The sequence below is a fragment of the Methylobacterium sp. ap11 genome (assembly GCF_900110515.1).
In the GTDB taxonomy this organism is placed as follows: domain Bacteria; phylum Pseudomonadota; class Alphaproteobacteria; order Rhizobiales; family Beijerinckiaceae; genus Methylobacterium; species Methylobacterium ajmalii.
On the sequence record NZ_FOEB01000012.1, the window covers coordinates 100983 to 126714 of the forward strand.

Here is a 25732-nt window from a genome sequence, read left to right on the forward strand (position 1 = left end):
TTCACGCCATTGTCGTACACTGTCCCTGCGATCCGGCCAGGAGGGGCGGGGTGCCCGCCCCTCCGAAAAACCTACCGCAGCACCTGCGACAGGTTCGGCCCCCGCAACGCCGCCAAGGCCGCCATCCGTACCGGGGCGTTCGGCGCCCCGTACAGGTCGTAACCGCCCTTGCGCTGCACGATCTCGAAGTAGAACCGCTCCTCGAACGGCGTCGTGTAGAATTGCAGGAACTCGCCCTCGCCGACCCGGTCGTAGAGGATGCTCAGGCTCTGCATGCGGGCGATGAGCGCGTCGTCGAGCCCGAAGCGGGCGGCCACGTCGTCGTAGTAGTTGGCCGGGATCGGCAGCAGCGTCGCGCCGGCGGCCTTGAGGCGCTCGGCCGCCGCGAAGATGTCGTCGGTGGCGAGCGCGATGTGGTGGACGCCGGCGCCCGCGAAGCTCGACACCAGGCGGGCGGTCGCGGTGTTGCGGCTCTCCGAGATGTTGAGGGGCAGCCGCATGGTGCGCTCGGCGTTCGACATCGCCTTGCTGCGCACCAGGCCGTAGGGATCGGGCAGCACCACCACGTCCTCCGGCTCGAGGCCGAGCACCGCGCGGTAGAACAGCACCCAGGAATCGAGCTGGCCCTCGGGCAGGGCCTGCGCGACGTGGTCGACCCGGGTGAGCAGGCCCGTCGGTTCGGCACCGTCCTCCATCACGAAGTCGTGCTCGAAGTCGCTCCCGGTCTGCGGGTCGGTGAGGATGATCAGGCTGCCGTCGGGCGCCCGGATCGACGGGAAGGAATTCTCGTCCGGCCCGATGCGGCCGCCGAAGCGGGCCGCGCCGTAGGATTCGGCCCGGCCGAGCGCCGCGAGCGCGTCGTCGGTGGTGATGGCCTGGGCGCAGACCGAGGGGCCGTGCATCAGGAAGTAGGACGAGGCGAAGGAATCCGGCTCGCGGTTGAGGACGATGCGGATCTCGCCCTGGCCGTAGAGCGTCACCGCCTTGCTGCGGTGGCGGCCGAGCCGCGTGAAGCCGAGCTGGCCGAGGAGACGCGCCAGCGCGCCCTCGCAGCGCTCGTCCACCGCCACCTCGATGAAGCGGTGCCCGGCGATGGCCGGCGGCAGCGGCGGGTCGAACAGCTCGACCCGGCGGCGGGGCCGCTTGGGCGGGGAGGGCGCGAGCGCGGCGGCCTCGTCGGTGCGCCGCACCCGCTCCTCGAGAAACAGCAGCGAGCGGTGGCCGTCGGCCGCGGTCTGGCGCGGGGGCGCGGCCCGCATGTCGTCGTTGAAGATCTCGAGCGAGATCGTTCCGGTATAGCCGCAGGCGAGCACCGCCTGGAGGAAGCCCGGCACGTCGAGGTCGCCCTGGCCCGGCAGGCAGCGGAAGTGGCGGCTGAGCGTCAGCGGGTTCATGCCGATGCGCGGAGCATCCGCCAGCTGGACGAAGAACACCCGCTGGCCCGGGAGGTTCGCGATGCCCGACCAGTCGTCCGGGAGAGCGAGCGTGTGGAAGCTGTCGAGGATCAGGCCGAGATGCGGGTGGTTCGCCCGCTCGACGATGCCCCAGGCCCGGTCGAAGGTGCGCACCTTGGTGCCCCAGGACAGGGCCTCGAAGCCGATCTTGAGGCCGCGCTTCGCCGCCCGCTCGGCGAGCTGGTAGAGCTGGTCGGCCATCCGGGAATCGTCGTCCGAGACCTCGTTCCCCACGTTGGAGCAGACCAGGATCAGCGGCGCGCCGAGCTCTTCCATCAGGTCGAACTTGCGCTCGGCCCGGTCGAGGTTGCGCTTCAGCTGCTCGTCCGACACGCCCTCGAAATCGCGGAAGGGCTGGAACAGGTCGATCGACAGGCCGAGGTCGGAGGCGTAGCGGCGCACGTCGCGGGCGGGGCCGGTGTGGAAGAGAAGGTCGTTCTCGAAGATCTCGACCCCGTCGAAGCGCGCCGCCGCGATCGCCTCCAGCTTCTCGATCAGCGTGCCGCTTACCGACACCGTGGCGATCGCCTTCCGCATTGCGTTCTCCCGTCTGCTTGTGCGCCGGTCCTCCATCGCAAACGGGGCCGGCTCCGTCGAGCCCGGAGCGGGGAGGGGGCAGCCCGCCGCCATCCGCGCTTGACATGAACGTACTGGTTAGTACATTTGAGCTCAAGCGCGTCGCAATCGCGTCATCCGAGGAACGTTCGAGAGAGGAGCCCGCATCATGGGCGCAGCCCCCAGATCCGTCCTGGCCGGCCTGATCGGCAACGGCATCCAGGCGTCCCGCACGCCTCCGATGCACGAGCACGAGGGCGACGCGCAGGGCCTGCGCCTCCTCTACCAGAAGATCGACCTGGAGAAGTTGGGGCTGGGTGCCGACGCGCTGCCCGAGCTCCTGACCGCCGCCGAGCGGATGGGATTCTCCGGCCTCAACATCACCCATCCCTGCAAGCAGGCGGTGCTCGCCCATCTCGACGAGCTGTCGCCCGACGCGGCGGCCCTGGGCGCCGTCAACACGGTGGTCCTGCGCGACGGCAAGCGGGTCGGCCACAACACCGACTGGTGGGGCTTCGCCGAGGCGTTCCGGCGCGGCCTGCCCGACGTGGCGCTGACCCGCGTCGTGCAGCTCGGCGCGGGCGGTGCCGGCGCGGCGGTGGCTCACGCACTCCTGACCCTCGGGGTCGAGGACCTCGTCCTCAACGACATCGATCCGGCCCGGGCGGCCGCCGTCGCGGCCTCGCTCTGCGCGCGCTTCGGCGCCGGCCGGGCGCGGGCCTGCACCGACCTGGCGGCCGAGGTCGCGGCGGCGGACGGCCTCGTCCACTGCACGCCGACCGGCATGGACAAGTATCCGGGCCTGCCGTTGCCGGCCGAGTACTTGCACCCCGGGCTGTTCGTCGCCGAGATCGTCTATTTCCCGCTCGAGACCGCGCTCCTGCGCGAGGCGCGCCGGATCGGCTGCCGCACCCTCGACGGCGGCGGCATGGCGGTGTTCCAGGCGGTCGAGGCGTTCCGTCTCATCACCGGCCTGACCCCCGACCCGGAGCGGATGCTCCGCCACTTCGCCGAGCTCGGCCGGACGGCCTGAACCGATCCCGGTCCGCGGCCCCCGCCGCGACCCAAGCCTTTGAAGAATGTGGCCCGATCCAACGGGCCCGTCCGTCCCCCATCACCAGGAAACGTCCGATGACCTCCTCCGTCTATCCCGCGCCCGCCGCCGCGGTCGCCGAACCCGAGGCCGCGAAGACGCCGAAGAAGGCCGCGCTCGCGAGCTGGATCGGCAGCGCGGTCGAATACTACGACTTTTTCATCTACGGCACCGCCGCGGCACTGATCTTCCCGAAGCTGTTCTTCGCGCCGAACAACCCGCAGGCGGCGGCGATCGCCTCGTTCGCGACCTTCGGCGTCGCCTACATCACCCGGCCCCTCGGCGCCGTGGCGCTCGGCCATATCGGCGACCGCTTCGGCCGCAAGAAGGTGCTCACCTTCACGCTGCTCCTGATGGGCCTCTCGACCTTCATGATCGGCTGCCTGCCGACCTACGACCAGCTCGGTATCCTGTCGCCGATCCTGCTCGTCATCGCCCGCTTGCTCCAGGGCATCTCGGCCGCCGGCGAGCAGGCCGGCGCCAACTCGATGACGCTGGAGCACGCCCCCGCCCACAAGCGCGCCTTCTTCACCAGCTTCACCCTGAGTGGCACGCAGGCCGGGCTGATCCTCGCCACGCTGGTCTTCCTGCCGATCACCCAGATGCCCGAGGCGCAGATGCTGTCCTGGGGCTGGCGCATCCCGTTCTTCCTCAGCGCCCTCGTGGTCGCGGTCGGGTTCTGGGTCCGCCGCACCCTCCCGGAGACGCCGGTCTTCGAGAAGGAGCAGGAGACGCACGCCCACGCCAAGGCCGATCTGCCGGTGGCGGTGCTGTTCCGCACCCAGTGGGCCGACGTGCTGCGGGTGATCTTCGCCGCGCTGGTCTCGGTGGTGAGCACCATCTTCAGCGTCTTCACCCTGTCCTACGCGGTCAACACGATGAAGATCGACCGCCCGACGATGCTGACCGTGCTGATCCTCGCCAACGTGGTGGCGCTCGGCGCGATTCCGGCCTTCGCGGCGCTCGCCGACCGCATCGGCCGCCGCCCGGTCTTCATCTTCGGCGCGCTCGGCTCCGCCGCGCTGATCTGGCCGTACATGTGGGCGATCAGCCAGGGCAACATCCCGCTGATCTTCACCTTCGGCATCCTGCTCTCGGGCGTGGTCTACAGCGCCGCCAACGGGGTGTGGCCGTCGCTCTACGGCGAGATGTTCGACACCAAGGTCCGGCTGTCGGGCATGGCGATCGGCACCCAGATCGGCTTCGCTCTCGGCGGCTTCGCCCCGGTGATCAGCGCCGCGCTCCTCGGCGACGGCCCGACCGGCTGGGTCCCGGTCGCGGTCTTCGTGACCGCCACGGCCGGCATCGCCGCGGTGTCGATCTTCACGGCGCGGGAGACCTACCGCACGCCGATGGAGCTGCTGGGCAAGCGCTGACCCGATCCCGCTCCGCCCTACAACAGGAAAGGCCCGCCGCCTCGGTCGAGGCGGCGGGCCTTCTTGTTCGTCAGCCGATCAGAACCGGTAGGTGAAGTTGCCCTTCACCGCGTGGTCCTGGGCCCGCTCGCCGGCCTGGCCGGTATAGGACACGCCGAGCGTCGTCGCCGGGGAGACCGCCCAGTCGAGGCCGGCCTGCGCCACCACCGCGTCGCGGTTGATCGGCACGCCGGCGACCAGGAAGCCGGTCTGGCCGGCCCCGAAGGCGAGGAGGGCCTTGGGCACCACGTCGCCGTAGGCCCGGCGCCAGCCGACGAGGCCGGTCAGGTACACCGGCAGGTCGGCGGTGAGCCGGGTCGAGCCGCGCACGCCGACGGTCGTGGCGGCCAGATCGTTGTCGCGGCCGAGGCCGGACAAGGCCGCCGGGCCGCCGCGCTCGGTGAAGGCGTCCTGGCCGATGCGGATCGCCGCCGCGCCGACGAAGGGCTCGATCACGGCCGCGCCGAACGCCACCCGGTAGCCGAGCTCGCCGAAGACCTGCGCGGTGAGGCCGCCATAGCGGGCGTTCAGCCCCTGGGCGAAGCCCGGCGCCAGGATGCTGCGCCGGAGCGATAGGCTGTTGCCCCCCGCGACGCCGCCGAAGCGCAGGGCCACCGGCCCGAGGGTGGTGCCGGCATAGAGGCCGCCGAAGCCGCTCTCGATCACGCCCGAGGAGGCCTGGCCGGTCACGTCGAGGCTGGTGTTGGTGTAGCCGCCGGCGACGCCGACGCGCCAGGCGCCGGGGAGCCCGCCGAGATCGAGGCCGGTATCGGCACCGAGGACGAAGCCGCTGATCTGGCGCGACAGCGAGGCGGCGTTGCCGTCGCCGCGGGTGCGGCCGAAGGCGCCGAAGCCCTGGCCCCAGAGGCCGTAGGTCCGCGGCGCGGCGAGCTGCGCCGGCACCTGGACCGGCGGCGCGGCCCGGCCCGGCAGGTCGGCCGAGTAGGCTGCCGGCAGGCTGGCGGCCGAGAGGCCCCCGAAGGCCGGCGCGCCCGCGACGTCGCCCCGGCGCAGGCGGTCGAGGATCGCCTCGCGCACGAAGAACGCGGTCTCGAACTGCGCCGTCACGGCGCTGGCATGGACCTCGCCCGAGAGGGACGCGAAGGCGCTTCGCGCCGCCGCCGGATCGGCGTTGACCAGCACCGTCTCGTAGAGCGCGTTGCCGGCGCCGAGCGCCTCGATCGCCCCGCCGGTCGCGGCCTGGTTGCGGGAGGCGCCGATGGACGCGAACGTCGTGGCGTTGCGCGCCAGCGTCAGGCCGACATCACGCGCGTCGTAGTCGAGGCTCGCTCCGATGAAGGTATAGCCCGGCGTCACGGCATCAAAGCGACCGACGACTCCATCCGTCGTCCGCAGGATGGTGGTGCGCTGCCCGAGCAGGCTCCGCAGAGCACCGGGCGTGAGGCTGTCGGACCCTTCGGACGCGACCGTCACGGTGCCTCCCTCGATCCGCGCCGTGCCGGCAACACCGACCCGGTCGCTGCGGCCCGGTGCGACCTCGACGGCGTACCGCGAGCCTCGGGCGAAGCTGAGGTCGCCGAACACGGTGAGACGATCGACACCCCCGATCCCGGGAGAGAGCGTACCTCCGGACCGGACGTTGACGTTGCCGAGGAAGCCCCCGCCGCCGAGCGTGCCGCCCGCATTCACATTGGTAACCGATCTCACCAAGCCGTCGACCGCCAGCAGGCCGCCGTTCACCTCCGTGCTGCCGGTATAGGTGTTGAAGCCGGTCAGGATCAGCGCGCCGTCCCCGGTCTTGGTCAGCCCGCCCTGGTAGGTGCGGTTCAGAAAAGCCTGATCGCGGGCCTCGCGCCAGGTGTACTCGATCTGCTGGTCGGCGGTCGCGCCCGCCGGCAGGCCGGCGCTCCAGCCGCGGGCGGCCTTCACCTGCAGCCAGGTCGCGTGCTCGGCGCCGTCCTCGACCTGGCGCTGGCGCAGCGCGGCGTCCGAGATGTCGTTCGACCAGGTGTCGACCGTGCCGCCCGGCAGGGTGGCGGTGAAGCGGCCGAGGAACTGGCCCGGGCCGTTCATGGCGCGGCCGAGGTCGATCTTGCCCCAGCCGAAGGTCTCGTTCGGCACGTCGGCCGGGCCGCTGCCGAGATGGGTCGCGGTGGTGAGCAGCACGTCGCGCGCCTGCTCGTTGGTCATGTAGGGGAAGCGCTCCATCACCAGCGCCAGCGCGCCGGTGACGTGGGGCGCCGACATCGAGGTGCCGCTCTTCGAGCCGTAGCCCGCCACGCCCGTGGTCGAGGTCACGGTGCTCAGGATGCCGCGGCCGGGCGCGGCGATGCACCAGTACTTGGCGAGCCCGCAGCGGTTGAACGCCGTGCCGTCGTCGATGGTCAGGCCCGAGGCGGCGATCCAGCGCGATTCGAGGTCGGGCTCGAAGTAGGGCAGGGCGGCCCGCACGGTCGGGTTGTTCACCCCGGCATTGCCGGCGGCGAAGACCATGATGGTGCCGTATTGCCGGGTCGTCTCGGCGACCGCGTCGAGCCAGTCGAGCCGGCCCTGGAACTTGGCGTATCCGGCCGCGACCCCGGCGAGGGTGTTGTAGTTCTCGGAGGGCGGCGGGCTGCCCCAGGACGAGTTGATCGCCCGCGCGCCGGCCGCCGCCAGGTTGCCGTAGGCGGCCTTGAAGTAGGCGTAGTCCTGGTTGGCGCCGTAGATCGCGGAATCGGTGGCGTTGGTGTTGGTGGCGAGCAGGCTGGCGCCGAAGGCGACGCCGTGCATGCCGGTGCCGTCGCGGCGCGCCACGATGGTGCCGTCGACATGGGTGCCGTGATCGTCGTTGACGCCGCGGATCCAGGTGCCGGGCACCGAGAAGGCGCTGCCCGCCGCGAACAGGTCGCTGCGCACGCCCGCGGCGGTCTCGTAGCGGTAGCCGTTCCCGAGGTAGGTGCCCTGGACGGTGAGCGGGGTCACCTGGCCGGCGAATTCCGGATGGGTGGCGAGGAAGCCGGAATCGACCGAGCCGACCACGACGCCCCGCCCGGTGATGCCGCGGGCATAGGCCTGGTCGGCCCGCATCGAGGTCAGGCCCCAGTCGCCGAGATATTCCGGCGTCCGCCAGCTCGTCGCGTCGCCGAGGCGGCCCGGATCCTGATACCCGGACGACTGCGCCAACGCAGCGTAAGAGATCGTCGAGCAGAGGAGCGAGATCAGGCCGCGGGCGGCCATCGTCTTGCGTCTCGACTGTGTCTGAACTTGCATCGAATTGCCTTGATCTGAGTGCGGGCTTTGCAGCCTTCTTCTTCAGGGACGGCGCTTGGTGGCGCTGAAGGCGAAAGTAGCCGCGAAAAAGCCCGATTGGGGCCACGGAAGTTTCGCAATCGTCTCTTTCCGGACGGCCGTTGCAGAAACGTCACGAGGGCGGGGAGGCGGGGGAGCGGCGGCGGGAACAGATACTCCTTGGGAGCATTGGTCGGGCATTCCCGTCGCGAGGTGCCGGCATGACCCAGCAAATCCCGATCGATCCCGACTCGGTCGACGACGCCCCCGCCGGCCCGGACGGCACCCACGCGCTGCGCTCGGACCTCGCCTACCAGCGCCACGCCATCGTCAACGTCGCGTATCTGGGCCCGCCCGGGGCGGGGGACCGGGGCTGGGTGCTGGTCGATGCCGGGATCATGGGCTCGCGGGCCGCCATCGAGGCGGCGGCCGCGTCCCGGTTCGGCCAGGGCGCCCGCCCGGCGGCGATCGTGCTCACCCACGGCCATTTCGACCATGTCGGCGTGCTCGAGGACCTGGCCGAGGCCTGGGACGCCCCGGTCTGGGCGCACCCGCTCGAGCGCCCCTATCTCGACGGCAGCGCCGCCTATCCGCCGCCGGATCCGGGCGTCGGCGGCGGGCTCGTCGCCCGGCTCTCGCCGCTCTTCCCGACGAAGCCTGTCGATGTCGGCACCCGCCTGCACCTCCTGCCGGAGGACGGCAGCGTGCCGCCGCTCCCGGGCTGGCGCTGGCTCCACACACCCGGCCATTCCCCCGGCCACGTCTCGCTCTGGCGCGCCGCCGACCGGACGCTGATCGCCGGCGACGCCTTCGTGGCGACGGCGCAGGAATCGGTCTACGCCGTCGCGACGCAGGCGCCCGAGATGCACGGGCCCCCGCGCTACCTCACGATCGACTGGGACGCCGCCGGGCGCTCGGTGGCGGCCCTGGCGCAGCTCGAGCCGGAACTGGCCCTCACCGGCCATGGCCGGCCCCTGCGCGGCCCCGGCCTGCGCCGCGCCCTGCACGACCTCGGCCGCGATTTCGCGGCGGTGGCGGTGCCCGAGACGGGGCGCTACGTCGAGGCCCCGATCCGAGTCGGCGATCCGGCGGCGACGCAGAAGCCCTGAATCCTGCTCTCCCCGCTATCCACACCGGCCGCCGGCCACGCGAACGCAGCTTGACCGGACCACCCTCGCCATGGCTTGTTCCCGTTATGTTCTAACGTGAGTCGGCGGGGCCGGCTTCATGCAGCGGTGAGCCTGAAAGCCATGAGCGGCGCCATGAACCACGAGCCGGCGGAGCGACGCGACGGGCGGGCGCCCGGCGTCGAGACCATCGCGGTCGCCTACCTGACGGCGGCCGACGGCGATGCCGGCGTGGCGCTGCGCCGGGCGATCGCCGACGCGCTCGCCGATCTCGGCGAGGCCGAGCGCAGGACACGCCAGCGCGACCGGCTGATCTCCCGCGGCTACGTGCGGGCCGGGCCGATCGGGCGGGGGTGACGGGGCTTCGTAGAGGCGCGCCGCCCCCGAACCCTCCCTCCTCCGCGCAGGGCTGTCCGTGAAAAAATACGTTTTAAAATCAAGCGCGGGATCCCCTCTCCCATGTGGGAGAGGGGTAGGGGTGAGGGTGCTACGGTCCAGTGCTTGGCTCAGTCGGTTACGCTGCCAGCACCACGTTCAGTGCTTTACACTGAAGCGTGTCACCCTCACCCCCGGCCCCTCTCCCACACGGGAGAGGGGAGACACGCCAGTCTTTTCCCCGGACAGCCCTGCCGCAGAGGGGGAGGGTTGAGATTCCCACCCCGCCAGGGGCCGTTTTGCCGAACGGCTCGTCCGCCGCGCCCCGTGCGCGCCGGCACATCGACCCACGCCCTTACCGCACTACGCATCCCTCACCAGCCGGGACGTTCACCCATGTCGATTGCACCCATGTCGATTGCCATGTCGATCCACGCCACCCGCTACGACATCCGCCGCGACCGCGACGGCTGGACCGTCTACGACGTGCGCTCCGGCGCCATCGCGGTGATCGACGACGTGCTGCAGGTCGGACTCGCGATGGAGGAGGCCGACGCGGTGGCCGACGCCCTCAGCGCCGAATGCCCGTCGGCGGCGCTCGCCGGCCTGATGCCCCGGTTCGCCTGGTTCCAGATTCCCGCCCGGCCCTGATTCAGGGCCGGATGCCCTCGAACACCATCTGGTCGGCATGGGCCCGCGCGAGGCGCACCTGCGCCTCGGTGCGCACGGTCCAGGCCATCACCGGCATCCGCCCGAGCAGGCGGCAGAGATGGGTGGCGGCGTTCGGCAAATCGTCGACGCGCCAGGACAGGAAGTCCGGCCGGCTCTCCGAAAAATGCAGCAGCTGGCCCAGCCCGTGCCGCTGCGCTTCCGTGAGGCTCGCGTAGGACGGGTCGTCGTGCCGGCTCTCGGCCACGATGCCGCGCGGGATGCCGGGGGCGAGGTCGGCGAGCGCGCCGACGATCACCGGATCGAACGACTTCACCGCCAGCGGACCGTCATAGGCGGACACGATCGCGGCGGTGCGGCGGGCGAGCGCGAGGTCGCCGTCGTGGCGGGTCTTCACCTCGACGACCAGCGGCGTGCGGCCGGCGATCGTCTCCAGGAACCGTGCCAGGGTGGGGACCCGCTCGGCGCTGCCGAGCACCGTCAGCTGCCCGAGGTCGGCGGCGTCACGCTCGCGCACCAGGCCGTCGGCCCCGGTGAGCCGGCCGAGGCCGGCATCGTGAAACACCATCGCCTCGCCGTCCCGGCTGAGCTGGACGTCGCACTCGATCGCGTAGCCCCCCGCGATCGCGGCTTCCGCCGCCGCGATCGTGTTCTCGGGAATGCCGGCGGTCCTGTCGTGCAGGCCGCGATGGGCGATCGGGCGGGCGGTCAGCCAGCCGGGGGCGAGGCGGTCTGTCATGGAATCAAGGACTCTCGGATCAGCGGATCTCGAACATACCCTCGACCTCGACCACCGCGTCGAGGGGCAACTCGGCGACGCCGATCGTCGAGCGGGCGTGACGGCCGCGCTCGCCCAGCACCTGTACCATCAGGTCGGAGGCGCCGTTCATCACGCCGGCCACCGCCGAGAAGCCCGGCGCCGCATTGATGAAGCCGCCGAGTCGCAGGCAGGACACCACCGCGTCGTCGAGGTTGCCGGCGGCCGCCCGCAGCTGCGCCAGGATGTTGAGGGCGCAGTGCCGCGCCGCCTCGGCGGCGGCTTCCGGCGAGACCGCGGCGCCGACCTTGCCCTTGTGGGCCGGATCGATCTGGCCGTCGGCGCCGAAGGGCAGCTGGCCCGAGATGATCACCAGGTTGCCGCTGCGCTGGAAGCCGACGTAGTTCGCCACCGGGGCCGCGGCCGGCGGCAGGGTGAAGCCGAGCTCCTTCAGGCGGTCGAGGGTCGCGCTCATCTGTCAGATCTCCCACCAGGCCCGTCCGGGGCGTGACGCCCGCCGGAGCGAGAGGCCGGTCCGTCGTCCCGCGGCGGTGCCGCCGCGGCGCGGCCGAGCCCGGCCGCTCCCCGGTCTGTGCCCCGAAGGAAGTCCGGCCGCAACCCCGGGCGCGGGCTCCTCTCGCCGTCATCTCGGCGTCATCTTCACGGCCGGCGTTGACAGGGAGCGCTCGTTCCATAGTATCCGCGCGCGCCGCCCTTCGAGGCGGCGCTTTGTTTTCCGGTCGACCGACTCACTCGACCGCGACGGAGACGAGATCGTGACCTCCTCGCTGCTGCCGACCTACGCCCGGGCCAAGGTGTCCTTCGAGCGCGGTGAGGGCGCTTGGCTCATCGCCCGAGACGGCTCGCGATACCTCGATTTCGGCGCCGGCATCGCGGTCAACTCGGTCGGCCACGGCCACCCGCACCTCGTCGCCGCGCTGACCGAGCAGGCCCAGAAGGTCTGGCACGTCTCGAACCTGTTCGAGGTGCCCGACGCCGAGCGGCTGGCCCAGCGGCTGACCGAGGCGAGCTTCGCCGACGTGGTGTTCTTCGCCAATTCCGGTGCCGAGGCCAACGAGGCCTGCATCAAGATGGCGCGCAAGTACCACGCCGCCGGCGGCCATCCCGAGCGCTACCGGATCGTCACCTTCGAGGGCGCCTTCCACGGCCGGACGCTCGCCACCATCGCGGCCGGCGGCCAGCAGAAATACATCGACGGCTTCGGCCCGAAGGTCGACGGCTTCGACCAGGTGCCGTTCGGCGATCTCGAGGCCCTCAAGAGCGCGATCACGCCCGAGACCGCCGCCCTGATGATCGAGCCGATCCAGGGCGAGGGCGGCCTGCGGGTGGTCTCGCCCGAGTGGCTGCGCACCCTGCGCGGCTTGTGCGACGAGCACGGCCTCCTGCTGATCATGGACGAGGTCCAGACCGGCATCGGCCGCACCGGCAAGCTCTTCGCCCACGAGTGGTCGGGCGTGACGCCCGACATCCTGTCCTCGGCCAAGGGCATCGGCGGCGGCTTTCCGATGGGCGCCTGCCTCGCCACCGGCGAGGCCGCCCGCGGCATGGTGGTGGGCAGCCACGGCACCACCTTCGGCGGCAACCCGCTCGCCATGGCGGTGGGCAACGCCGTGCTCGACATCGTGCTCGCGCCGGGCTTCCTGGAGCAGGTGCGCCAGACCGGCCTGCTCCTCAAGCAGCGGCTGGCCTCCCTCAAGGACCGCCACCCGGACATCGTCGACGAGATCCGCGGCGAGGGCCTGATGATGGGCCTGCGCCTCGTGGTGCCCAACACCGAATTCGCCGCCGCCGCCCGGGACGAGCACCTGCTGGTGATCCCGGCCGGCGACAACGTCGTGCGCCTGCTGCCGCCGCTGATCATCGGCGAGGCCGAGGTGTCCGCGGCGCTCGACAAGCTGGAGGCGGCCTGCGCCGCCATGGAATTGAGGGGCCGGAAGGCCGCCGAGTGATGAATGCGCCCCTAAAGATCGCGCCGGGCCCCCGGCACTTCCTCGACCTGACCGACTTCTCCAGCACCGAGCTGCGCACGGTCCTCGACGCCTGTGCCGACCTGAAGCGCCGCCGCCGGCGGGGCGAGCCGCCGGCGGAGCGTCCGCTCGCCGGCAAGTTCCTCGGCATGGTGTTCGACAAGCCCTCGACCCGCACCCGCGTCTCCTTCGACGTGGCGATGCGGGAGCTCGGCGGCGAGACCCTGATGCTCACCGGCCGGGAGATGCAGCTCGGCCGCGGCGAGACCGTCGCCGACACCGCCCGGGTGCTGTCGCGCTACATCGACGCGATCATGATCCGCATCCTCGATCACGGCATGATGCTGGAGCTGGCCGAATACGCCACCATCCCGGTCATCAACGGCCTGACGAAGGAGTCGCACCCGTGCCAGATCATGGCCGACGTGCTGACCTTCGAGGAGCATCGCGGGCCGATCAAGGGCCGCACCGTCGCCTGGTCGGGCGATTCCAACAACGTGCTGGCCTCCTGGGCCCACGCCGCGGCCCGGTTCGACTTCACGCTCAACGTCGCCTGCCCGCCCGAGATGCCGGTGCCCGAGAGCCTGATCGCCCGCGCCAAGGCCGAGGGCGCCACGCTCAACGTCACCGCCGACCCGTTCGAGGCGGTGGCGGGCGCCGATTGCGTCGTGACCGATTGCTGGGTCTCGATGGGCGACGAGGACGAGGCGCACCGCCACAACCTGCTGATGCCCTACCAGGTCAACGGCCGGCTGATGGCGGCGGCGGCCAAGGACGCGGTGTTCATGCACTGCCTGCCGGCCCATCGCGGCGAGGAGGTCACCGCCGAGGTGATCGACGGGCCGCAATCGGTGGTGTTCGACGAGGCCGAGAACCGGCTCCACGCCCAGAAGGGCATCCTGGCCTGGTGCCTCGGCGCCGTCTCCTGACGATCTCCCCGGGCGGCGGACCCCTTCGAAACCACCGCCCGGACCACCATATGGCGCAATACGCCGGTCTCTCGCCGCGGCGCCTTTCCCGCTCCTCGCCCCGCCTGCCCGCTCCGTCCCGGGCGCCCGCGCGGCGGCGGTCCGCGCGGAAGCCGCCCCGCCGGGAGACCTTCTTCTTTCCTGCGCGAGAGCCGGCCTTCAGCCTTGCCGGCGGCGGTGAGAGCATGTCCGAGACCACTTCCTCCCAGAGCCCCGAGGGCCGCGACGACGCGATCCTGCCCTTCGCCGTCGAGCCTCTCGACGTGCGCGGCCGCGCCGTGCGCCTCGGTCCCTCCCTCGACACCATCCTGCGCCGGCACGGCTACCCGGACACGGTCGCGCGGCTCCTCGGCGAGGCGACGGCGCTGACCGTGCTGCTCGGCTCGTCGCTGAAGTTCGAGGGCCGGTTCCAGCTCCAGACCAAGTCCGACGGCCCGGTCGACATGGTGGTGGTCGATTTCGAGGCGCCCGACCGGGTGCGCGCCACCGCGCGCTTCGATGCCGGCCGCGTCGCGGCGGCGGGGCCGCGCGCGGACACGGCTCAGCTCCTCGGCCACGGCCACCTAGCCATGACGATCGACCAGGGCTCGGTCCAGAGCCGCTACCAGGGCGTGGTGGCGCTCGAGGGCCAGGGCTTCGAGGAGGCGGCGCACCAGTATTTCCGCCAGTCCGAGCAGATCCCGACCCGGGTCCGCCTCGCCGTCGCCGAGCAGGTCGAAGGCAGCGGCGAGGCCTGGCGCGCCGGCGGCCTGCTGATGCAGTTCCTGCCGCACTCGCCCGAGCGTGCCCGCCTCGCCGACCTGCCGCCCGGCGACCTGCCGGAGGGGCACACGTTCCTCGACGACAGCGCGAGCCGGGAGGACGACGCCTGGGTCGAGGCCAAGTCCCTGGTGGCGACGATCGAGGATCACGAGCTCGTCGACCCCACCGTGTCGAGCGAGCGCCTGCTCTATCGGCTCTTCCACGAGCGCGGCGTGCGGGTGTTCGAGGCGCAAGGGGTGCACGAGGCCTGCCGCTGCTCGCGGGAGCGGGTGATGGGCATGGTCCGCAACTTCTCGGCCGAGGAGCGCCGCGACATCGTCGGCGAGGACGGCCGCATCGGCATCACCTGCGAGTTCTGCTCGCGCCATTACGATCTCGATCCGGCCGAGGTCGAGGCCGAGATCGTCGGCGGCCAGCCCGCCTGACGTGACGAAAGGGGAGGGGCGAGGGAACTTTTCGCACCGCAACCGACTCTTCCTGCGCCCGAGCGTGTCGGGCGAAAGCAGTCGGAGCCGTCGATGTCCCGCCCCCTCCTCGCCGCCGCGTTCCTCCTCGTCGCCGGCGCCAGCGCCGGCCTGGCGCAGGATGCGAGCGGTCCCAAGAACGGCCCCACCCCCGTTCCCGGCACGCCCGCGACCCTCAACAACGACCTGCGGCCGACCTTCGTCGCCCAGGAGCCGAGCGACCTGATGGCCTCGAAGATGATCGGCCAGAGCATTGTCAACGGCGCCAACGAGAGCATCGGCTCGGTCGCCGACATCGTGCTCGGTCCCGATCTGGCGGTGAAGTCCTACGTCGTCGGCGTCGGCGGCTTCCTGGGCCTCGGCACCAAGTACGTCTCGGTCGCGAAGGAGGCCCTGCAGGTCACCCGCGTCGACGACAAGACCCTGAAGGCGGTGATCAACACCGACAAGGACCAGCTCCGCGCCGCGCCGGAATACGTCTATCTCGGCCAGCAGCCCGCGAAGGCGGATGCGCCGAAGGCCGGCGCGCAGGCCACCGACACGTCGAAGCCCGACGTCCCCGCCGCGACCGGCACCACCACGACCCAGCCGGCGCAGCAGTAAGCGGCGCCCGAGCCTGGCGGGGCGGCGGCGTGCGTGGCACGCTGCCATCCGGTTCCCACCGGACGGCTCCGCCATGCCCCTCGACCTCTATCTCGGCTTCGTCGCCGCCACGCTGGTCCTGATCCTGATCCCGGGACCCAACGTCGCCCTCATCGTCGCCAACAGCGTGGCCCACGGCACCCGGTACGGCCTCGTCACGGTAGTGGGCACCAGCGCCGCGCTGGCCGTCCAGCTCGCCCTCACGGTCGCCGGCCTCTCGGCGATGCTGGCCCTCATGGCGACGTGGTTCGAGCTGTTGCGCTGGCTCGGCGTCGCCTACCTCGCCTGGCTGGCATGCCGCGCTTGGCGCGCGCCCGCGACCGATCTCGCGCAGACCGCGCCGGAGCCGCGCGCCGCCCGGGCGATGGTCCTGCGCGGCTTCCTCGTGGCGCTGACCAACCCCAAGACGCTCCTGTTCTTCGGCGCCTTCCTGCCCCAGTTCGTCAGCCGCGACGCGGCACCCCTCGGGCAGCTCGTGCTGCTGGCCGCGACCTTCCTGGTCCTGGCGATCGGCGGCGACGCGGTCTGGGCGGCTTTGGCGGGGCGGGCCCGGGTCGTGCTGGCGCGCGGGCGGTGGCGCAACCGGGTGACCGGCGGGCTTCTGATGGGGGCGGGCGTCGGCCTGGCGCTGGCGCGGCGACCTTGAGACGGAAACTGCAAACCTGCTCGCGATGAGAGCGGAGCGCGTTCCCCTCCCCCTTGTGGGGAGGGGCCGGGGTGGGGGGCGCAAAAGGCACCGCCTCGCTGCGTGCGGCACCACCCCCACGCGGGATCTTCGATCTGCCATACACCTCCCGACAAGGGGGAGGGGAGGAGCGCTACCTGCAAGGAGAGAGGGTGGTCGGATCGCGTTGATAAAATGCGATAATCTGCACGGGCGAGGAGAGCCCGCGATTTTTTCTTACATCATGCATTCTCGTGGAAGCGGGCTGCGTCGACTCACGCCGGGCTCCACCCCGCCGCGCAGTCCCGCACCAGCTGGCGCAGGAACGCCTCGCCGGCCTCGAAGGCCGCCAGCGTGATGTACTCGTCCGGCTGGTGCGCCTGGTCGATCGATCCGGGGCCGCAGACCACGGTCGGCAGGCCGGCGAGCTGGAAGCGGCCGGCCTCGGTGGCGTAGGGCACCGTGATGGTGTGGTTGCGGCCGGCGAGCCGGAGCGCCAGGCGCTCGGCCGGGGAGCCGGGCTCGGGCGCCAGCCCCGGCACCGCGGCGTCCTCCTCGGTCTCGATGTGCCCGTAATTGCCGAAGCGGTTGAGCCGCTCGCGGGTCACCCGCTCGACCTCCCCGGCGAACAGGCCCGGGATCTCGTCGCGCGGGAGGTCGGGCAGGCCGCGGAACTCCCACTGGAATTCGCACGCCTTCGGCAGGATGTTGCGGGCGGTGCCGCCGCCGATCACCCCGACATGGACCGTGGTGTAGGCCGGATCGTACCGGCCGCTGGCATCGCCCTTCGCCGCCATCTGGTCGGCGATGCGGTTGAGGCCCGCCACCAGCTCGGCCGCCGCCATCACGGCGTTGGCGCCGAGCGCCGGCTTCGAGGAATGCGCCTCGTGGCCGTGGACGGTGGTGCGGTAGGTGTAGATGCTCTTGTGGGCATCGGCGACCTCGAGGTCGGTCGGCTCGCCGACGATCACGGCGCCGGGCCGCGGCAGGTCCTTGCCGAGGCGGGCGATCACGTCGACCACGCCGAGGCAGGTCAGCTCCTCGTCGTAGGAAAGCAGGATGTGGATCGGGGTCTTGAGGTCGGCCGCCAGCATCTCCGGCACCAGGGCGAGGCAGAGCGCGTCGAAGCCCTTCATGTCGACGGCGCCGCGTCCGTAGATCTTGCCGTCGGCGATGCGCAGGGTGAAGGGATCGCTGGTCCAGGATTGCCCCGCCACCGGCACCACGTCGGTATGGCCCGACAGCACCACGCCGCCGTCCTGCATCGGTCCGATGGTGGCGTAGAGCGCCGCCTTGTCGCCGGCCTCGTTCGGCGCGATCACGTAGGGAACGCCCCAGGCGTCGAGATACTCGGCCACCCAGCGGATCAGCGGCAGGTTCGACTTCTGGCTCTCGGTGTCGAAGGAGACCAGCCGGGCGAGGAGTTCGAGCGGGGTCAGGCGGGGGCCGGTCTTGGTCATCGGAGCGGGCTGTCTCGTGCCGGAGGTAAGCCCCGGTCTTAGCCCAAGCTCCGTCTCCTCGACACCCGCCCCGATGCAGGCGCCCCCAGACGCCCGAGCACGGGTCGGTGTTAGTGCATCACCCGGCGCACATGCGGCGAGTCGAGCGAGAAGGCGGGGATCGCGGCCTCGAAGCTGTCACCGTCGGCGGTGGACATCGTGTAGGTGCCCTCCATGGTGCCGTCCGGCGTGGTGAGGGGGCAGCCGCTGGTGTAGCTGAACGACTCGCCGGGCCCGAGCACCGGCTGCTTGCCGACGACGCCGGCGCCGCGCACTTCCTGCATCTCGCCGCGCCCGTCGACGATGCGCCAGTGCCGGGAGCGCAGCTGCACCTGCTCGCTTCCGTTGTTGGTGATCTCCACCGTATAGGCAAAGAAGTAGCGGCCGCTGTCGGGCGAGGATTCTTCTTCCACGAAGCGCGGCTGCACCGACACGCTGATGCCGCGGGTCTCGGCCTTGTACATCGGGAAACCTCCGCTGGCGGCCCGCGCATCAAGCGCGACGGCCGGCGGGCGTCGTGGTACGTCCGGCCTCCCGGATCGTCAATTGCCGGCGAATGCGGTCGGTAATCCTGCACGAGGCGCCCCACCCCGTCATGCGGCTTCCTTCCTCGTCCACAGCCGTCGCGGGCCTCGGTGCCGCGCTGGCGCTGGCCCTGCGCGCCGATCCCGTCTGCTTCGTCCTCCTCGCCGCCTGGCGCGGGCTCGCGCATCGGCCCTCGGACCCGGGACGCGGGGAGGGGCCGTGGCTGCGCGTCGCCCTGGCGCTCGCGCTCGCCTGGCGGATGCCCGGCTGGCCGGCGGCCGCTCTGCTCGCCGCGCTCCTCCTGCAGATCGCGGCGGCGCGGCTCGCCGGCTGGCTCGCGGCCAGGCGCGGGCTTGCGGCGCCGGGCCTCGACCTCCACACCCTGGTCCTGGCCGGGGGGCGGGTCGCCGATACCGTCGCGGCGCTCGCGCTCTCCGGCCTGATCCTGCTGCCCGAGCGGGCGGCCCCGATCGTCGCGGCGCTCGCCGGCCTCACCGCGATGGGGGCGATCGCCCGGGCGAGCCTCGCGCTTGCCCTCGACCGGGGCGTGCGCGACGAGGCGTGAGGAGCTCTTCACGTCGTGGAAACCCCGCTCCTGCGACAAAGACCCGTTGAGGATGGACGTGTCATGGTGAAGCTCGAGGACGGGATTCAATCGGCGGAGGGCATCGCGGCACTCGCGAGCGCCGGGGTGATCCGGCCAGCCAGCCCCTTCGCGGACGACCAGATCCAGCCGGCGAGCCTCGACCTGCGCCTCGGCGGCCGGGCCTGGCGGGTGCGGGCGAGCTTCCTGCCGGGGCGCACCCGCGACGTCGCCGCCTGCCTCGACAAGCTCAAGCTGCACGAGATCGACCTGCGCCAGGGCGCGGTGCTGGAGACCGGCTGCGTCTACATCGCCGAGTTGCAGGAGGGCGTGGCCCTGCCGCCGGATCTGGCCGCCAGCGCCAACCCGAAGAGCTCGACCGGGCGCATCGACGTGTTCACCCGCGTCATCACCGACCAGGCGCGCGAATTCGACATGGTCGAGGCCGGCTATGCCGGGCCGCTCTTCGCCGAGATCTCGCCCCGCACCTTCCCGGTGCTGGTGCGCACCGGCTCGCGCCTGTCGCAGCTGCGCTTCCGCCGCGGCGCGGTGCGGCTCGACGACGCCGCGCTCGCCCGCTTGCACGCCACGACCCCGCTGGTCGATTGCGCCGACCCGTCGTTCCAGGGCGGCGTCGCCGTCTCGGTCGATCTCTCGGGCTTCGACGGGCTGATCGGCTACCGCGCCAAGCGCCATACCGGCCTCGTCGACGTCGACCGGCCGCGATCCTATCCGGCCGCCGAGTTCTGGGAGCCCCTGCGGGCCGACGGATCGGGCACGCTCATCCTCGATCCGGGCCAGTTCTACATCCTGGCCTCGAAGGAGGCGGTGCAGGTGCCGCCGGACTTCGCCGCCGAGATGGTGCCGTTCGATCCCCTCGTCGGCGAGTTCCGGGTCCACTACGCCGGCTTCTTCGACCCCGGCTTCGGCCATGCCGAGGCCGGCGGCACCGGCGCCCGGGCGGTGCTGGAGGTGCGCTCGCGCGACGTGCCGTTCATGCTGGAGGACGGCCAGATCGTCGGCCGGCTCGTCTACGAGCGGATGGCGAGCCGCCCCGCCGCCCTCTACGGCAGCGCCGCCGGCTCGAACTACCAGGCGCAGGGGCTGAAGCTCTCGAAGCATTTCGTCTGACGCCGGCCTTTTTCGGCCCGCCCGCTCACCACCTCGCGACGGCCCGGGACGCCTCCACGTCCCGGGCCGTTGGCGTAGGGGGCCGGACTACGCCCTTACGGTGAAAGGGAAATACCGACTTCGCGCCTGAAGTGCGGCCTGACGTGGTTTCACCCCCGCGCCTTGATCTCGATCAATCCAGTATCAAATCTAACGGACGATCTAACTTAGACCATAGCAAATTTTGAAATTTACTATTTGTTAGTGCGACTGCGGACAATCGAGACCCGCAAGATCGCCGGACGTTGCTTGTGCAGACTGTCGATCGAAGCCAAGGCATCCACGCAACGGGGGCGATCGTCATGGTGTCCGGTCACGCGCAGAGTGACAAGGTCTCGTTCTTCCGGTCGGTCAAGTTCAAGATCATCGCCGCCTCCAGCACCTGCGGCCTCGTCGCCTCGATGCTGATCGTCGGGTTCGGCGCCTACTCGACGATCAGCAACAGCCAGTTCGTGACGAAGACCTTCGAGACGGTGCTCGACGAGAAGAGCCGCACCTATCTCCAGGCCATCGCGGCGAATCAGGCGACGACGATCCAGCACAAGCTCGACTTCGCCTTCGCGGCGGCGCGCAACACCTCCGGCATCCTCGAGGCGCTGACGACCGGCAAGGCGGGCGCGAAGCCGGCGCAGATGCGCACCGTCCTCAACGACTTCCTGCTCGGGGTGCTGAAGCGCAACCCGGATTTCAACGGAACCTACAGCGCCTGGGAGCCGAACGCCCTCGACGGGGTCGACGAGAGCTTCGCCAACCGGCGCGACGTCGGCGCGGATTCCACCGGCCGGGCGCTGCCCTACTGGACCCGCAGCGCCGACGGCCGGATCGCCGTCCAGCCGCTGGTCGAGTACGACAGCCGCGACCTGCACCCGAACGGCGTGATGAAGGGCGGCTGGTATCTCGGGCCGAAGGAGACCGGGCGCGAGAGCCTGCTGGCACCGCTGCCCTACGTCGTCCAGGGGCAGTCGGTCTACCTCGCCACCATCTCGGTGCCGCTCACCGTCGGCGGCCGGTTCGCGGGTGTGACGGGCACCGATTTCGACCTGTCCTTCGTGCAGAAGGCGGCCGAGGCGGCGAGCACGTCGATGTACCAGGGCCAGGGCTCGGTCACGATCGTGTCCCAGTCCGGCCTGGTGATCGCCTCGAGCCGTGACGCCAAGCGCATCGGCCATCCCCTCGGCGAGAACGACGCCGGCTGGGCCGCCTACGACACGACGATCCGGGCGGCGCAGAGCTTCGTCGGCTACGACGCCACGCTCGACGAGTTCCGGGTCGTCGCCCCGGTCGGCCTCGGCCGCACCGGCACCGCGTGGTCGATCCTGATCGCCCTGCCGCGCGGGGCCGTGATGGCGGATGCGGCGGCGCTCGGCACGGCCCTGTCCGGCCGGGCCCGGACCGATCTGTCCTGGCAGCTCCTCGTCGGGCTCCTCGTCGCGATCGGGGCGGTCGGGGTGATGTACGGCCTGGCGAGCACCCTTGCGAATCCGCTCTCGCGACTGGCGCTGGCGCTGCAGGCGATGGCGCGCGGCGACGAGATCAGGGCGATCCCGGGGTCGGACCGCACGGACGAGATCGGCGCCGTCGGCCGCGCCGTCGAGGCGATCCGTGCGCTGGTCTCCCGGCGGGCCGAGGAGCAGGCGGAGATCCGGCGCGCCGCCGAGGCCGCGGCGGCGGCCGACCGCCACCGCGCCATGGCGGCGCTCGCCGACACGTTCGAGCGCGCGGTCGGCAGCGTGGTCGGCCTCGTCTCGTCCTCGGCGACGGAGTTGCAGGCTACCGCCCACGGCATGACGACGAGCGCGGGCGAGACGGCGACCCGCTCGGCCTCGGTGGCGCAGGCCGCCCGGGAGGCGGCCTCGAATGTCGGCACGGTGGCGGCGGCGGCGGAAGAACTCGGCGCCTCGGTGCAGGAGATCGGCCGCCAGGTCCACGGCTCGGCCGATCTGGCGCAGGCCGCGGTGCGGCAGGCCGACGAGACCGCGGGCCTCGTCAACGCCCTGACCCAGGCGGCGTCGCGCATCGGCGACGTGGTCAGCATGATCTCGACCATCGCCGGGCAGACCAACCTTCTCGCGCTGAATGCCACGATCGAGGCGGCGCGGGCCGGCGAGGCGGGCCGCGGCTTCGCGGTGGTCGCCGCCGAGGTCAAGGAACTGGCCAACCAGACCAGCCGGGCCACCGACGAGATCGCCCGCCAGATCGCCCAGGTCCAGGGCGTGACCGGACAGGCGGTCGGCGCCATCGGGTCGATCACCGGGCGCATCCGCGAGATCGACGCGCTCGCCACCGCCATCGCGGCGGCGGTGGAGGAGCAGTCGGCGGCGACCCAGGAGATCGTCCGCAACGTCGCGCAGGCCGCGACCCGCACCGGCGAGGTCACCGGCACCATCGCCGGGGTGGCGAGCGCCGCCGAGGGCGCGGGCGCCGCGGCCGCGCAGGTGCTGTCCTCGGCTTCCGATCTGTCGCGCCAGTCCGAGCACCTGAACGCAGAGGTCTCGCGGTTCCTGGTCTCGGTGCGGAGCGCCTGAGGAGGTCGGGGGATCTACTCCGCCGCCGCGTCGTCGAGGAGCCAGACCGTCTCGCCGGCGGCGCGCACCCGGCCCGCCGGCAGGTCCTCGCCGGCGGCGAGGCGGGCGAGCGGTTCCCGCTTGCCCGCGCCGGTCACCAGGAACAGGGCGAGCGGCGTCGCCTCGAGCGCCGGCCTTGCGAGGCTCACCCGCGGCACGAACGGGGCGAGGCCGGCCTCCGGCACCGCCACCACCCAGGCCGTCGCCTCCCGCGCCCCAGGCTTGCCCGGAAACAGCGAGGCGGTGTGTCCGTCCTCGCCGAGGCCGAGGAGCACGCAATCGAAGAGCGGCCGGGCCGGATCGAGCCGGTCCGCGCCGTACCAGGCCTTCAGCTCCGCCTCGTAGTCGGCCGCACAGGCCTCGGGCGCACGATCGGTCGGAATCGGGTGGAGGTGGCCGCGCGGGACGAGGTCCCCGAACGCCTCCTCGGCCAGCCGCCGGTTGCTGCCGGCCTCCGGCCCGTCGCCGACCCGCTCGTCGCCGAAGAACCAGTGCAGGCGCTCCCAGGGCAGGCGCTCGCGGAATTCCGGCCCGGCGAGCAGCCGGTAGAGGAGTTTCGGGGTCGAGCCGCCCGACAGGCAGATCCCGATCCGGCCCTGCCTGGCCGCCGCGATCCCGACCAGCCGCCCGGCCGCCGCGTGGGCGACGGCGTCCGCGTCGGGCAGCACCCGATGGCCTGCGGGGAGTGTGCTCATGTCGGATGCTCCAGCGAGCGCCAGGCGCGCCCCTCGCCGGTCAACAGATCGTCGGCTTGCTTGGGTCCGGCGCTGCCGGCCTCGTAGGGGATCGTTTCCAGCTGCTCCTGCGCCGCGGCGTCGAGGATCGGCTGGACGATGCGCCAGCCGGCCTCGATCATGTCGGCGCGCTGGAACAGGGTCGGGTCGCCGATCATCGCGTCGTAGATCAGCGTCTCGTAGCCGGTGCTCGGCTCGGTCTGGAAGTAGTCCTTGTAGCAGAACCGCATGTCGACGCTGCCGAGCCGCACCGCCGGGCCCGGGATCTTGGCGCCGAACTGCAGCGAGATGCCCTCGTCGGGCTGCAATTGCAGCACCAGCCAGTTCGGCACGTCCTCGTGGACGTTGGTGCCCTTGAACAGCGACAGCGGCGCCTGCTTGAAGCGGATCGCGATCTCGGTGTCGCGCCGGGTCATCGCCTTGCCGGTGCGCAGGTAGAACGGCACGCCGGCCCAGCGCCAGTTGTCGATGCCGAGCTTCAAGGCCACGAAGGTCTCGGTGTCGCTGTCGCCGGCGACATCCGGCTCCTCGCGGTAGTCCTTCACCGCCTTGCCGTCGACGGTGCCGGCCGTGTAGCGGCCCCGCACCGCGTCCTCGGGGCGCGCCGAGGGGGTGGCGAGCAGCACCTCCTCCTTCTTGTCGCGCACGGCCTCGGCCTCGAACGAGATCGGCGGCTCCATGGCGACCAGCGTGTAGAGCTGGAAGAGGTGGTTCGGCACCATGTCGCGCAGCGCGCCGGTGGCCTCGTAGAACTTGCCCCGGCCTTCCACCCCCACCGTCTCGGCGACGGTGATCTGGACGTGGTCGATGTGATCGCGGTTCCACAGCGGCTCGAACAGGCCGTTGCCGAACCGGAACGCCATGATGTTCTGCACCGTCTCCTTGCCGAGGAAGTGGTCGATGCGGAAGATCTGGTCCTCGGACAGGACCTTCAGGATGTCGGCGTCGAGCTTTTCCGCCGAGGGCAGGTCGTGGCCGAACGGCTTCTCGATGATGACCCGGCGCCAGCGGCCGTCCGCCTCCTCGGTCAGCCCGGCCTCGCCGAGCTTGGCGATGGTCTGGCCGAACAGGCCGGCGGCGACCGCGAGGTAGAACAGGACGTTGCCGCCATCCTCCGCGCCGGAGATTTCGGCGATCGCGCCCTTCAGCTCCCCGAAGAACGCGGAATCGGAGAGGTCGCCCGAGCGGTAATGGACGCGCCCGACGAGGTCGCTCCACACGCCCTCGTCGAACGACCCGCCGCCGGCCTCACCCCCCTTGGCGGTGATGAAGCCGCGCACGGTCTCGCTCAGCTCGGAGCGGAACTCCTCGGAGGACATCTCCGTGCGGCTGACGCCGATCACGGAAAACTCTTTCGGCAGCAGGCCCCAGCGGCCGAGATTGTAGAGCGCCGGCATCAGGAGCCGGTGGGTGAGGTCGCCGGTCGCCCCGAAGATCACCAGGGTGCAGGCGGGCGGGGGCGCGGCCCCCTCGGCCATGGCGGAGGTCATTTCGGCTCCTGGTGGCCGCCGAAGCCCTTGCGCATCGCCGAGAGCAGCTTGTCGGCGTAGGTCGCTTCCTGGCGCGAGCGGAAGCGGGCGTAGAGCGCGGCCGACAGGACGTGGGCCGGCACCGCCTCCTCGATGGCGGCGTTCAGCGTCCAGCGGCCCTCGCCCGAATCGGCGACGTGGCCCGAGAAGGCGTCGAGGTTCTCGTCGCCGGCCAAAGCCGTCGCCGTGAGGTCGAGGAGCCAGGACGAGACCACGCTGCCGCGACGCCAGACCTCCGCGATGTCGCCGATGTTGAGGTCGAAGCGCTGCGCCTCCGGCAGTTCCGCCGAGTTGGCGTGCTTGAGGATGTCGAAGCCCTCGGCATAGGCCTGCATCAGGCCGTACTCGATGCCGTTGTGGATCATCTTGACGAAGTGGCCGGCGCCGCTCGGGCCGGCATGGATGTAGCCGTGTTCGGCGCGCGGGTCGCGGCCGTCGCGGCCGGGCGTGCGCGAGACCTCGCCGAGGCCGGGCGCGAGCGTCTTGAAGATCGGGTCGAGCCGGTCGACCGCCGCCTTGTGGCCGCCGATCATCATGCAGTAGCCGCGCTCCAGGCCCCAGACGCCGCCCGACGTGCCGACGTCGACGTAGTGCAGGCCCTTCTCGTTCAGCACCGCGGCGCGGCGCACGTCGTCCTTGTAGAACGAGTTGCCGCCGTCGATGATCACGTCGTCGGGCTGCATCAGGCCGGCGATCTTCATCACCGTGACCTCGGTCGGGTCGCCCGCCGGGAGCATCACCCAGGCGGTGCGCGGCACGTCGAGCTTGGCGACGAAGTCCTCCAGGCTGTCGGCGCCGACCGCGCCCTCCTGCACCAGGGCCGCCACGGCCTTGGGGTCCTGGTCGAACACCACCGCCGTGTGCCCGTTGCGCAGGAGGCGGCGGACGATGTTGCCGCCCATCCGACCGAGACCGACCATGCCGAGTTGCATCGTGTCACTCCTCGCCGGCGAGGCCGGGGCCG

At 71.6% G+C, this 25732-nt stretch carries 22 protein-coding genes; 13 read left to right on the top strand and 9 right to left on the bottom strand.

Annotated elements, in window-relative coordinates; all coding sequences use genetic code 11:
- Nucleotides 1-71: 71 nt before the first annotated feature.
- Nucleotides 72-1991: a bifunctional sugar phosphate isomerase/epimerase/4-hydroxyphenylpyruvate dioxygenase family protein gene (locus BMX97_RS18575; protein ID WP_091752815.1), complete on the bottom strand. Its 1920-nt coding sequence runs from the start codon at nucleotides 1989-1991 to the stop codon at nucleotides 72-74.
- A 187-nt stretch (nucleotides 1992-2178) separates the two neighbouring features.
- Here BMX97_RS18575 and BMX97_RS18580 point away from each other — a divergent pair, with 187 nt between their 5' ends.
- Nucleotides 2179-3042, top strand: coding sequence for a shikimate dehydrogenase (locus BMX97_RS18580; protein WP_091752816.1), 864 nt, complete (start codon nucleotides 2179-2181; stop codon nucleotides 3040-3042).
- A 98-nt stretch (nucleotides 3043-3140) separates the two neighbouring features.
- Nucleotides 3141-4478, top strand: coding sequence for an MFS transporter (locus tag BMX97_RS18585; RefSeq protein ID WP_091752817.1), 1338 nt, complete (start codon nucleotides 3141-3143; stop codon nucleotides 4476-4478).
- A 78-nt stretch (nucleotides 4479-4556) separates the two neighbouring features.
- Here the strand turns inward: BMX97_RS18585 and BMX97_RS18590 are convergent, their stop codons facing one another.
- Nucleotides 4557-7697, bottom strand: coding sequence for an autotransporter serine protease (locus tag BMX97_RS18590; RefSeq protein WP_177202272.1), 3141 nt, complete (start codon nucleotides 7695-7697; stop codon nucleotides 4557-4559).
- A gap of 272 nt (nucleotides 7698-7969) precedes the next feature.
- Here BMX97_RS18590 and BMX97_RS18595 point away from each other — a divergent pair, with 272 nt between their 5' ends.
- The 3 genes from BMX97_RS18595 (at nucleotide 7970) to BMX97_RS18605 (ending at nucleotide 9901) form a co-directional block, all read left to right on the top strand.
- Entirely contained in the window at nucleotides 7970-8857 is an 888-nt protein-coding gene (locus tag BMX97_RS18595; RefSeq protein ID WP_091752819.1) for an MBL fold metallo-hydrolase, read from the top strand.
- Nucleotides 8858-8998: 141 nt separating this feature from the next.
- Entirely contained in the window at nucleotides 8999-9232 is a 234-nt protein-coding gene (locus tag BMX97_RS18600; RefSeq protein ID WP_244538510.1) for a hypothetical protein, read from the top strand.
- Between the two features lie 429 nt (nucleotides 9233-9661).
- Nucleotides 9662-9901 (top strand): hypothetical protein, encoded by a 240-nt coding sequence (locus BMX97_RS18605; protein WP_091752821.1) that lies wholly within the window; start codon nucleotides 9662-9664, stop codon nucleotides 9899-9901.
- Nucleotide 9902: 1 nt separating this feature from the next.
- On the opposite strand, the gene BMX97_RS18610 is transcribed toward BMX97_RS18605, so the two are convergent.
- Together BMX97_RS18610 and BMX97_RS18615 are read right to left on the bottom strand one after the other, a co-directional pair.
- Nucleotides 9903-10658 carry a glycerophosphodiester phosphodiesterase family protein gene (locus BMX97_RS18610; RefSeq protein ID WP_091752822.1) on the bottom strand — a complete coding sequence of 252 codons (756 nt, stop codon included), beginning with the start codon at nucleotides 10656-10658 and terminating at the stop codon, nucleotides 9903-9905.
- Nucleotides 10659-10677: 19 nt separating this feature from the next.
- Nucleotides 10678-11151 (bottom strand): RidA family protein, encoded by a 474-nt coding sequence (locus BMX97_RS18615; RefSeq protein ID WP_091752823.1) that lies wholly within the window; start codon nucleotides 11149-11151, stop codon nucleotides 10678-10680.
- Nucleotides 11152-11452: 301 nt separating this feature from the next.
- Between BMX97_RS18615 and BMX97_RS18620 the strand changes: the two genes are divergently transcribed.
- The 5 genes from BMX97_RS18620 (at nucleotide 11453) to BMX97_RS18640 (ending at nucleotide 16146) form a co-directional block, all read left to right on the top strand.
- Nucleotides 11453-12646, top strand: a complete 1194-nt coding sequence (locus BMX97_RS18620) for an aspartate aminotransferase family protein (RefSeq protein WP_091752824.1) — start codon at nucleotides 11453-11455, stop codon at nucleotides 12644-12646.
- Complete coding sequence (gene argF / locus BMX97_RS18625; RefSeq protein WP_091752825.1) at nucleotides 12646-13593, top strand: ornithine carbamoyltransferase; 948 nt, start codon at nucleotides 12646-12648, stop codon at nucleotides 13591-13593. The genes BMX97_RS18620 and argF overlap by 1 nt, the downstream gene beginning before the upstream one ends.
- Before the next feature lie 224 nt (nucleotides 13594-13817).
- The gene (locus BMX97_RS18630; protein WP_060846663.1) at nucleotides 13818-14819 is read left to right on the top strand and encodes an Hsp33 family molecular chaperone; all 1002 of its coding nucleotides are present in this window, start codon (nucleotides 13818-13820) and stop codon (nucleotides 14817-14819) included.
- Between the two features lie 93 nt (nucleotides 14820-14912).
- Nucleotides 14913-15461, top strand: coding sequence for a PRC-barrel domain-containing protein (locus BMX97_RS18635; RefSeq protein ID WP_091752826.1), 549 nt, complete (start codon nucleotides 14913-14915; stop codon nucleotides 15459-15461).
- 73 nt (nucleotides 15462-15534) lie between these two features.
- Nucleotides 15535-16146 (top strand): LysE family translocator, encoded by a 612-nt coding sequence (locus tag BMX97_RS18640; RefSeq protein WP_091752827.1) that lies wholly within the window; start codon nucleotides 15535-15537, stop codon nucleotides 16144-16146.
- Nucleotides 16147-16439: 293 nt separating this feature from the next.
- Here the strand turns inward: BMX97_RS18640 and argE are convergent, their stop codons facing one another.
- Nucleotides 16440-17624, bottom strand: coding sequence for an acetylornithine deacetylase (argE, locus tag BMX97_RS18645; RefSeq protein WP_091752828.1), 1185 nt, complete (start codon nucleotides 17622-17624; stop codon nucleotides 16440-16442).
- A gap of 110 nt (nucleotides 17625-17734) precedes the next feature.
- On the bottom strand, nucleotides 17735-18127 hold the full coding sequence (apaG, locus tag BMX97_RS18650) for a Co2+/Mg2+ efflux protein ApaG (protein ID WP_048430246.1): 393 nt from the start codon (nucleotides 18125-18127) through the stop codon (nucleotides 17735-17737).
- Nucleotides 18128-18258: 131 nt separating this feature from the next.
- Between apaG and BMX97_RS18655 the strand changes: the two genes are divergently transcribed.
- From BMX97_RS18655 to BMX97_RS18665, 3 genes are all read left to right on the top strand, one after another.
- Nucleotides 18259-18753 carry a hypothetical protein gene (locus BMX97_RS18655; RefSeq protein ID WP_143074651.1) on the top strand — a complete coding sequence of 165 codons (495 nt, stop codon included), beginning with the start codon at nucleotides 18259-18261 and terminating at the stop codon, nucleotides 18751-18753.
- 63 nt (nucleotides 18754-18816) lie between these two features.
- On the top strand, nucleotides 18817-19902 hold the full coding sequence (locus tag BMX97_RS18660; protein WP_091752830.1) for a 2'-deoxycytidine 5'-triphosphate deaminase: 1086 nt from the start codon (nucleotides 18817-18819) through the stop codon (nucleotides 19900-19902).
- A 341-nt stretch (nucleotides 19903-20243) separates the two neighbouring features.
- On the top strand, nucleotides 20244-22466 hold the full coding sequence (locus tag BMX97_RS18665) for a methyl-accepting chemotaxis protein (RefSeq protein WP_091752831.1): 2223 nt from the start codon (nucleotides 20244-20246) through the stop codon (nucleotides 22464-22466).
- A 14-nt stretch (nucleotides 22467-22480) separates the two neighbouring features.
- Here the strand turns inward: BMX97_RS18665 and pgl are convergent, their stop codons facing one another.
- Genes pgl through gnd form a run of 3 tightly spaced genes read right to left on the bottom strand, consistent with a single transcriptional unit; the run spans nucleotide 22481 to nucleotide 25700 of the window.
- Nucleotides 22481-23200: a 6-phosphogluconolactonase gene (gene pgl, locus BMX97_RS18670; protein ID WP_091752832.1), complete on the bottom strand. Its 720-nt coding sequence runs from the start codon at nucleotides 23198-23200 to the stop codon at nucleotides 22481-22483.
- Nucleotides 23197-24729, bottom strand: coding sequence for a glucose-6-phosphate dehydrogenase (gene zwf, locus BMX97_RS18675; RefSeq protein WP_091752833.1), 1533 nt, complete (start codon nucleotides 24727-24729; stop codon nucleotides 23197-23199). The genes pgl and zwf overlap by 4 nt, the downstream gene beginning before the upstream one ends.
- Nucleotides 24726-25700, bottom strand: a complete 975-nt coding sequence (gene gnd / locus BMX97_RS18680) for a phosphogluconate dehydrogenase (NAD(+)-dependent, decarboxylating) (RefSeq protein WP_091752834.1) — start codon at nucleotides 25698-25700, stop codon at nucleotides 24726-24728. Before gnd ends, zwf begins: the two co-directional genes overlap by 4 nt.
- Between the last annotated feature and the right edge of the window lie 32 nt (nucleotides 25701-25732).

What these genes read in the sequence shown, in the direction of transcription:
- BMX97_RS18575 (WP_091752815.1), bottom strand. Translation starts at nt 1,991, where the DNA reads ATGCGGAAGGCGATCGCCACGGTGTCGGTAAGCGGCACGCTGATCGAG.
- BMX97_RS18580 (WP_091752816.1), top strand. Translation starts at nt 2,179, where the DNA reads ATGGGCGCAGCCCCCAGATCCGTCCTGGCCGGCCTGATCGGCAACGGC.
- BMX97_RS18585 (WP_091752817.1), top strand. Translation starts at nt 3,141, where the DNA reads ATGACCTCCTCCGTCTATCCCGCGCCCGCCGCCGCGGTCGCCGAACCC.
- BMX97_RS18590 (WP_177202272.1), bottom strand. Translation starts at nt 7,697, where the DNA reads ATGGCCGCCCGCGGCCTGATCTCGCTCCTCTGCTCGACGATCTCTTAC.
- BMX97_RS18595 (WP_091752819.1), top strand. Translation starts at nt 7,970, where the DNA reads ATGACCCAGCAAATCCCGATCGATCCCGACTCGGTCGACGACGCCCCC.
- BMX97_RS18600 (WP_244538510.1), top strand. Translation starts at nt 8,999, where the DNA reads ATGAGCGGCGCCATGAACCACGAGCCGGCGGAGCGACGCGACGGGCGG.
- BMX97_RS18605 (WP_091752821.1), top strand. Translation starts at nt 9,662, where the DNA reads ATGTCGATTGCCATGTCGATCCACGCCACCCGCTACGACATCCGCCGC.
- BMX97_RS18610 (WP_091752822.1), bottom strand. Translation starts at nt 10,658, where the DNA reads ATGACAGACCGCCTCGCCCCCGGCTGGCTGACCGCCCGCCCGATCGCC.
- BMX97_RS18615 (WP_091752823.1), bottom strand. Translation starts at nt 11,151, where the DNA reads ATGAGCGCGACCCTCGACCGCCTGAAGGAGCTCGGCTTCACCCTGCCG.
- argF (WP_091752825.1), top strand. Translation starts at nt 12,646, where the DNA reads ATGAATGCGCCCCTAAAGATCGCGCCGGGCCCCCGGCACTTCCTCGAC.
- BMX97_RS18630 (WP_060846663.1), top strand. Translation starts at nt 13,818, where the DNA reads ATGTCCGAGACCACTTCCTCCCAGAGCCCCGAGGGCCGCGACGACGCG.
- BMX97_RS18635 (WP_091752826.1), top strand. Translation starts at nt 14,913, where the DNA reads ATGTCCCGCCCCCTCCTCGCCGCCGCGTTCCTCCTCGTCGCCGGCGCC.
- BMX97_RS18640 (WP_091752827.1), top strand. Translation starts at nt 15,535, where the DNA reads ATGCCCCTCGACCTCTATCTCGGCTTCGTCGCCGCCACGCTGGTCCTG.
- argE (WP_091752828.1), bottom strand. Translation starts at nt 17,624, where the DNA reads ATGACCAAGACCGGCCCCCGCCTGACCCCGCTCGAACTCCTCGCCCGG.
- apaG (WP_048430246.1), bottom strand. Translation starts at nt 18,127, where the DNA reads ATGTACAAGGCCGAGACCCGCGGCATCAGCGTGTCGGTGCAGCCGCGC.
- BMX97_RS18655 (WP_143074651.1), top strand. Translation starts at nt 18,259, where the DNA reads ATGCGGCTTCCTTCCTCGTCCACAGCCGTCGCGGGCCTCGGTGCCGCG.
- BMX97_RS18660 (WP_091752830.1), top strand. Translation starts at nt 18,817, where the DNA reads ATGGTGAAGCTCGAGGACGGGATTCAATCGGCGGAGGGCATCGCGGCA.
- BMX97_RS18665 (WP_091752831.1), top strand. Translation starts at nt 20,244, where the DNA reads ATGGTGTCCGGTCACGCGCAGAGTGACAAGGTCTCGTTCTTCCGGTCG.
- pgl (WP_091752832.1), bottom strand. Translation starts at nt 23,200, where the DNA reads ATGAGCACACTCCCCGCAGGCCATCGGGTGCTGCCCGACGCGGACGCC.
- zwf (WP_091752833.1), bottom strand. Translation starts at nt 24,729, where the DNA reads ATGACCTCCGCCATGGCCGAGGGGGCCGCGCCCCCGCCCGCCTGCACC.
- gnd (WP_091752834.1), bottom strand. Translation starts at nt 25,700, where the DNA reads ATGCAACTCGGCATGGTCGGTCTCGGTCGGATGGGCGGCAACATCGTC.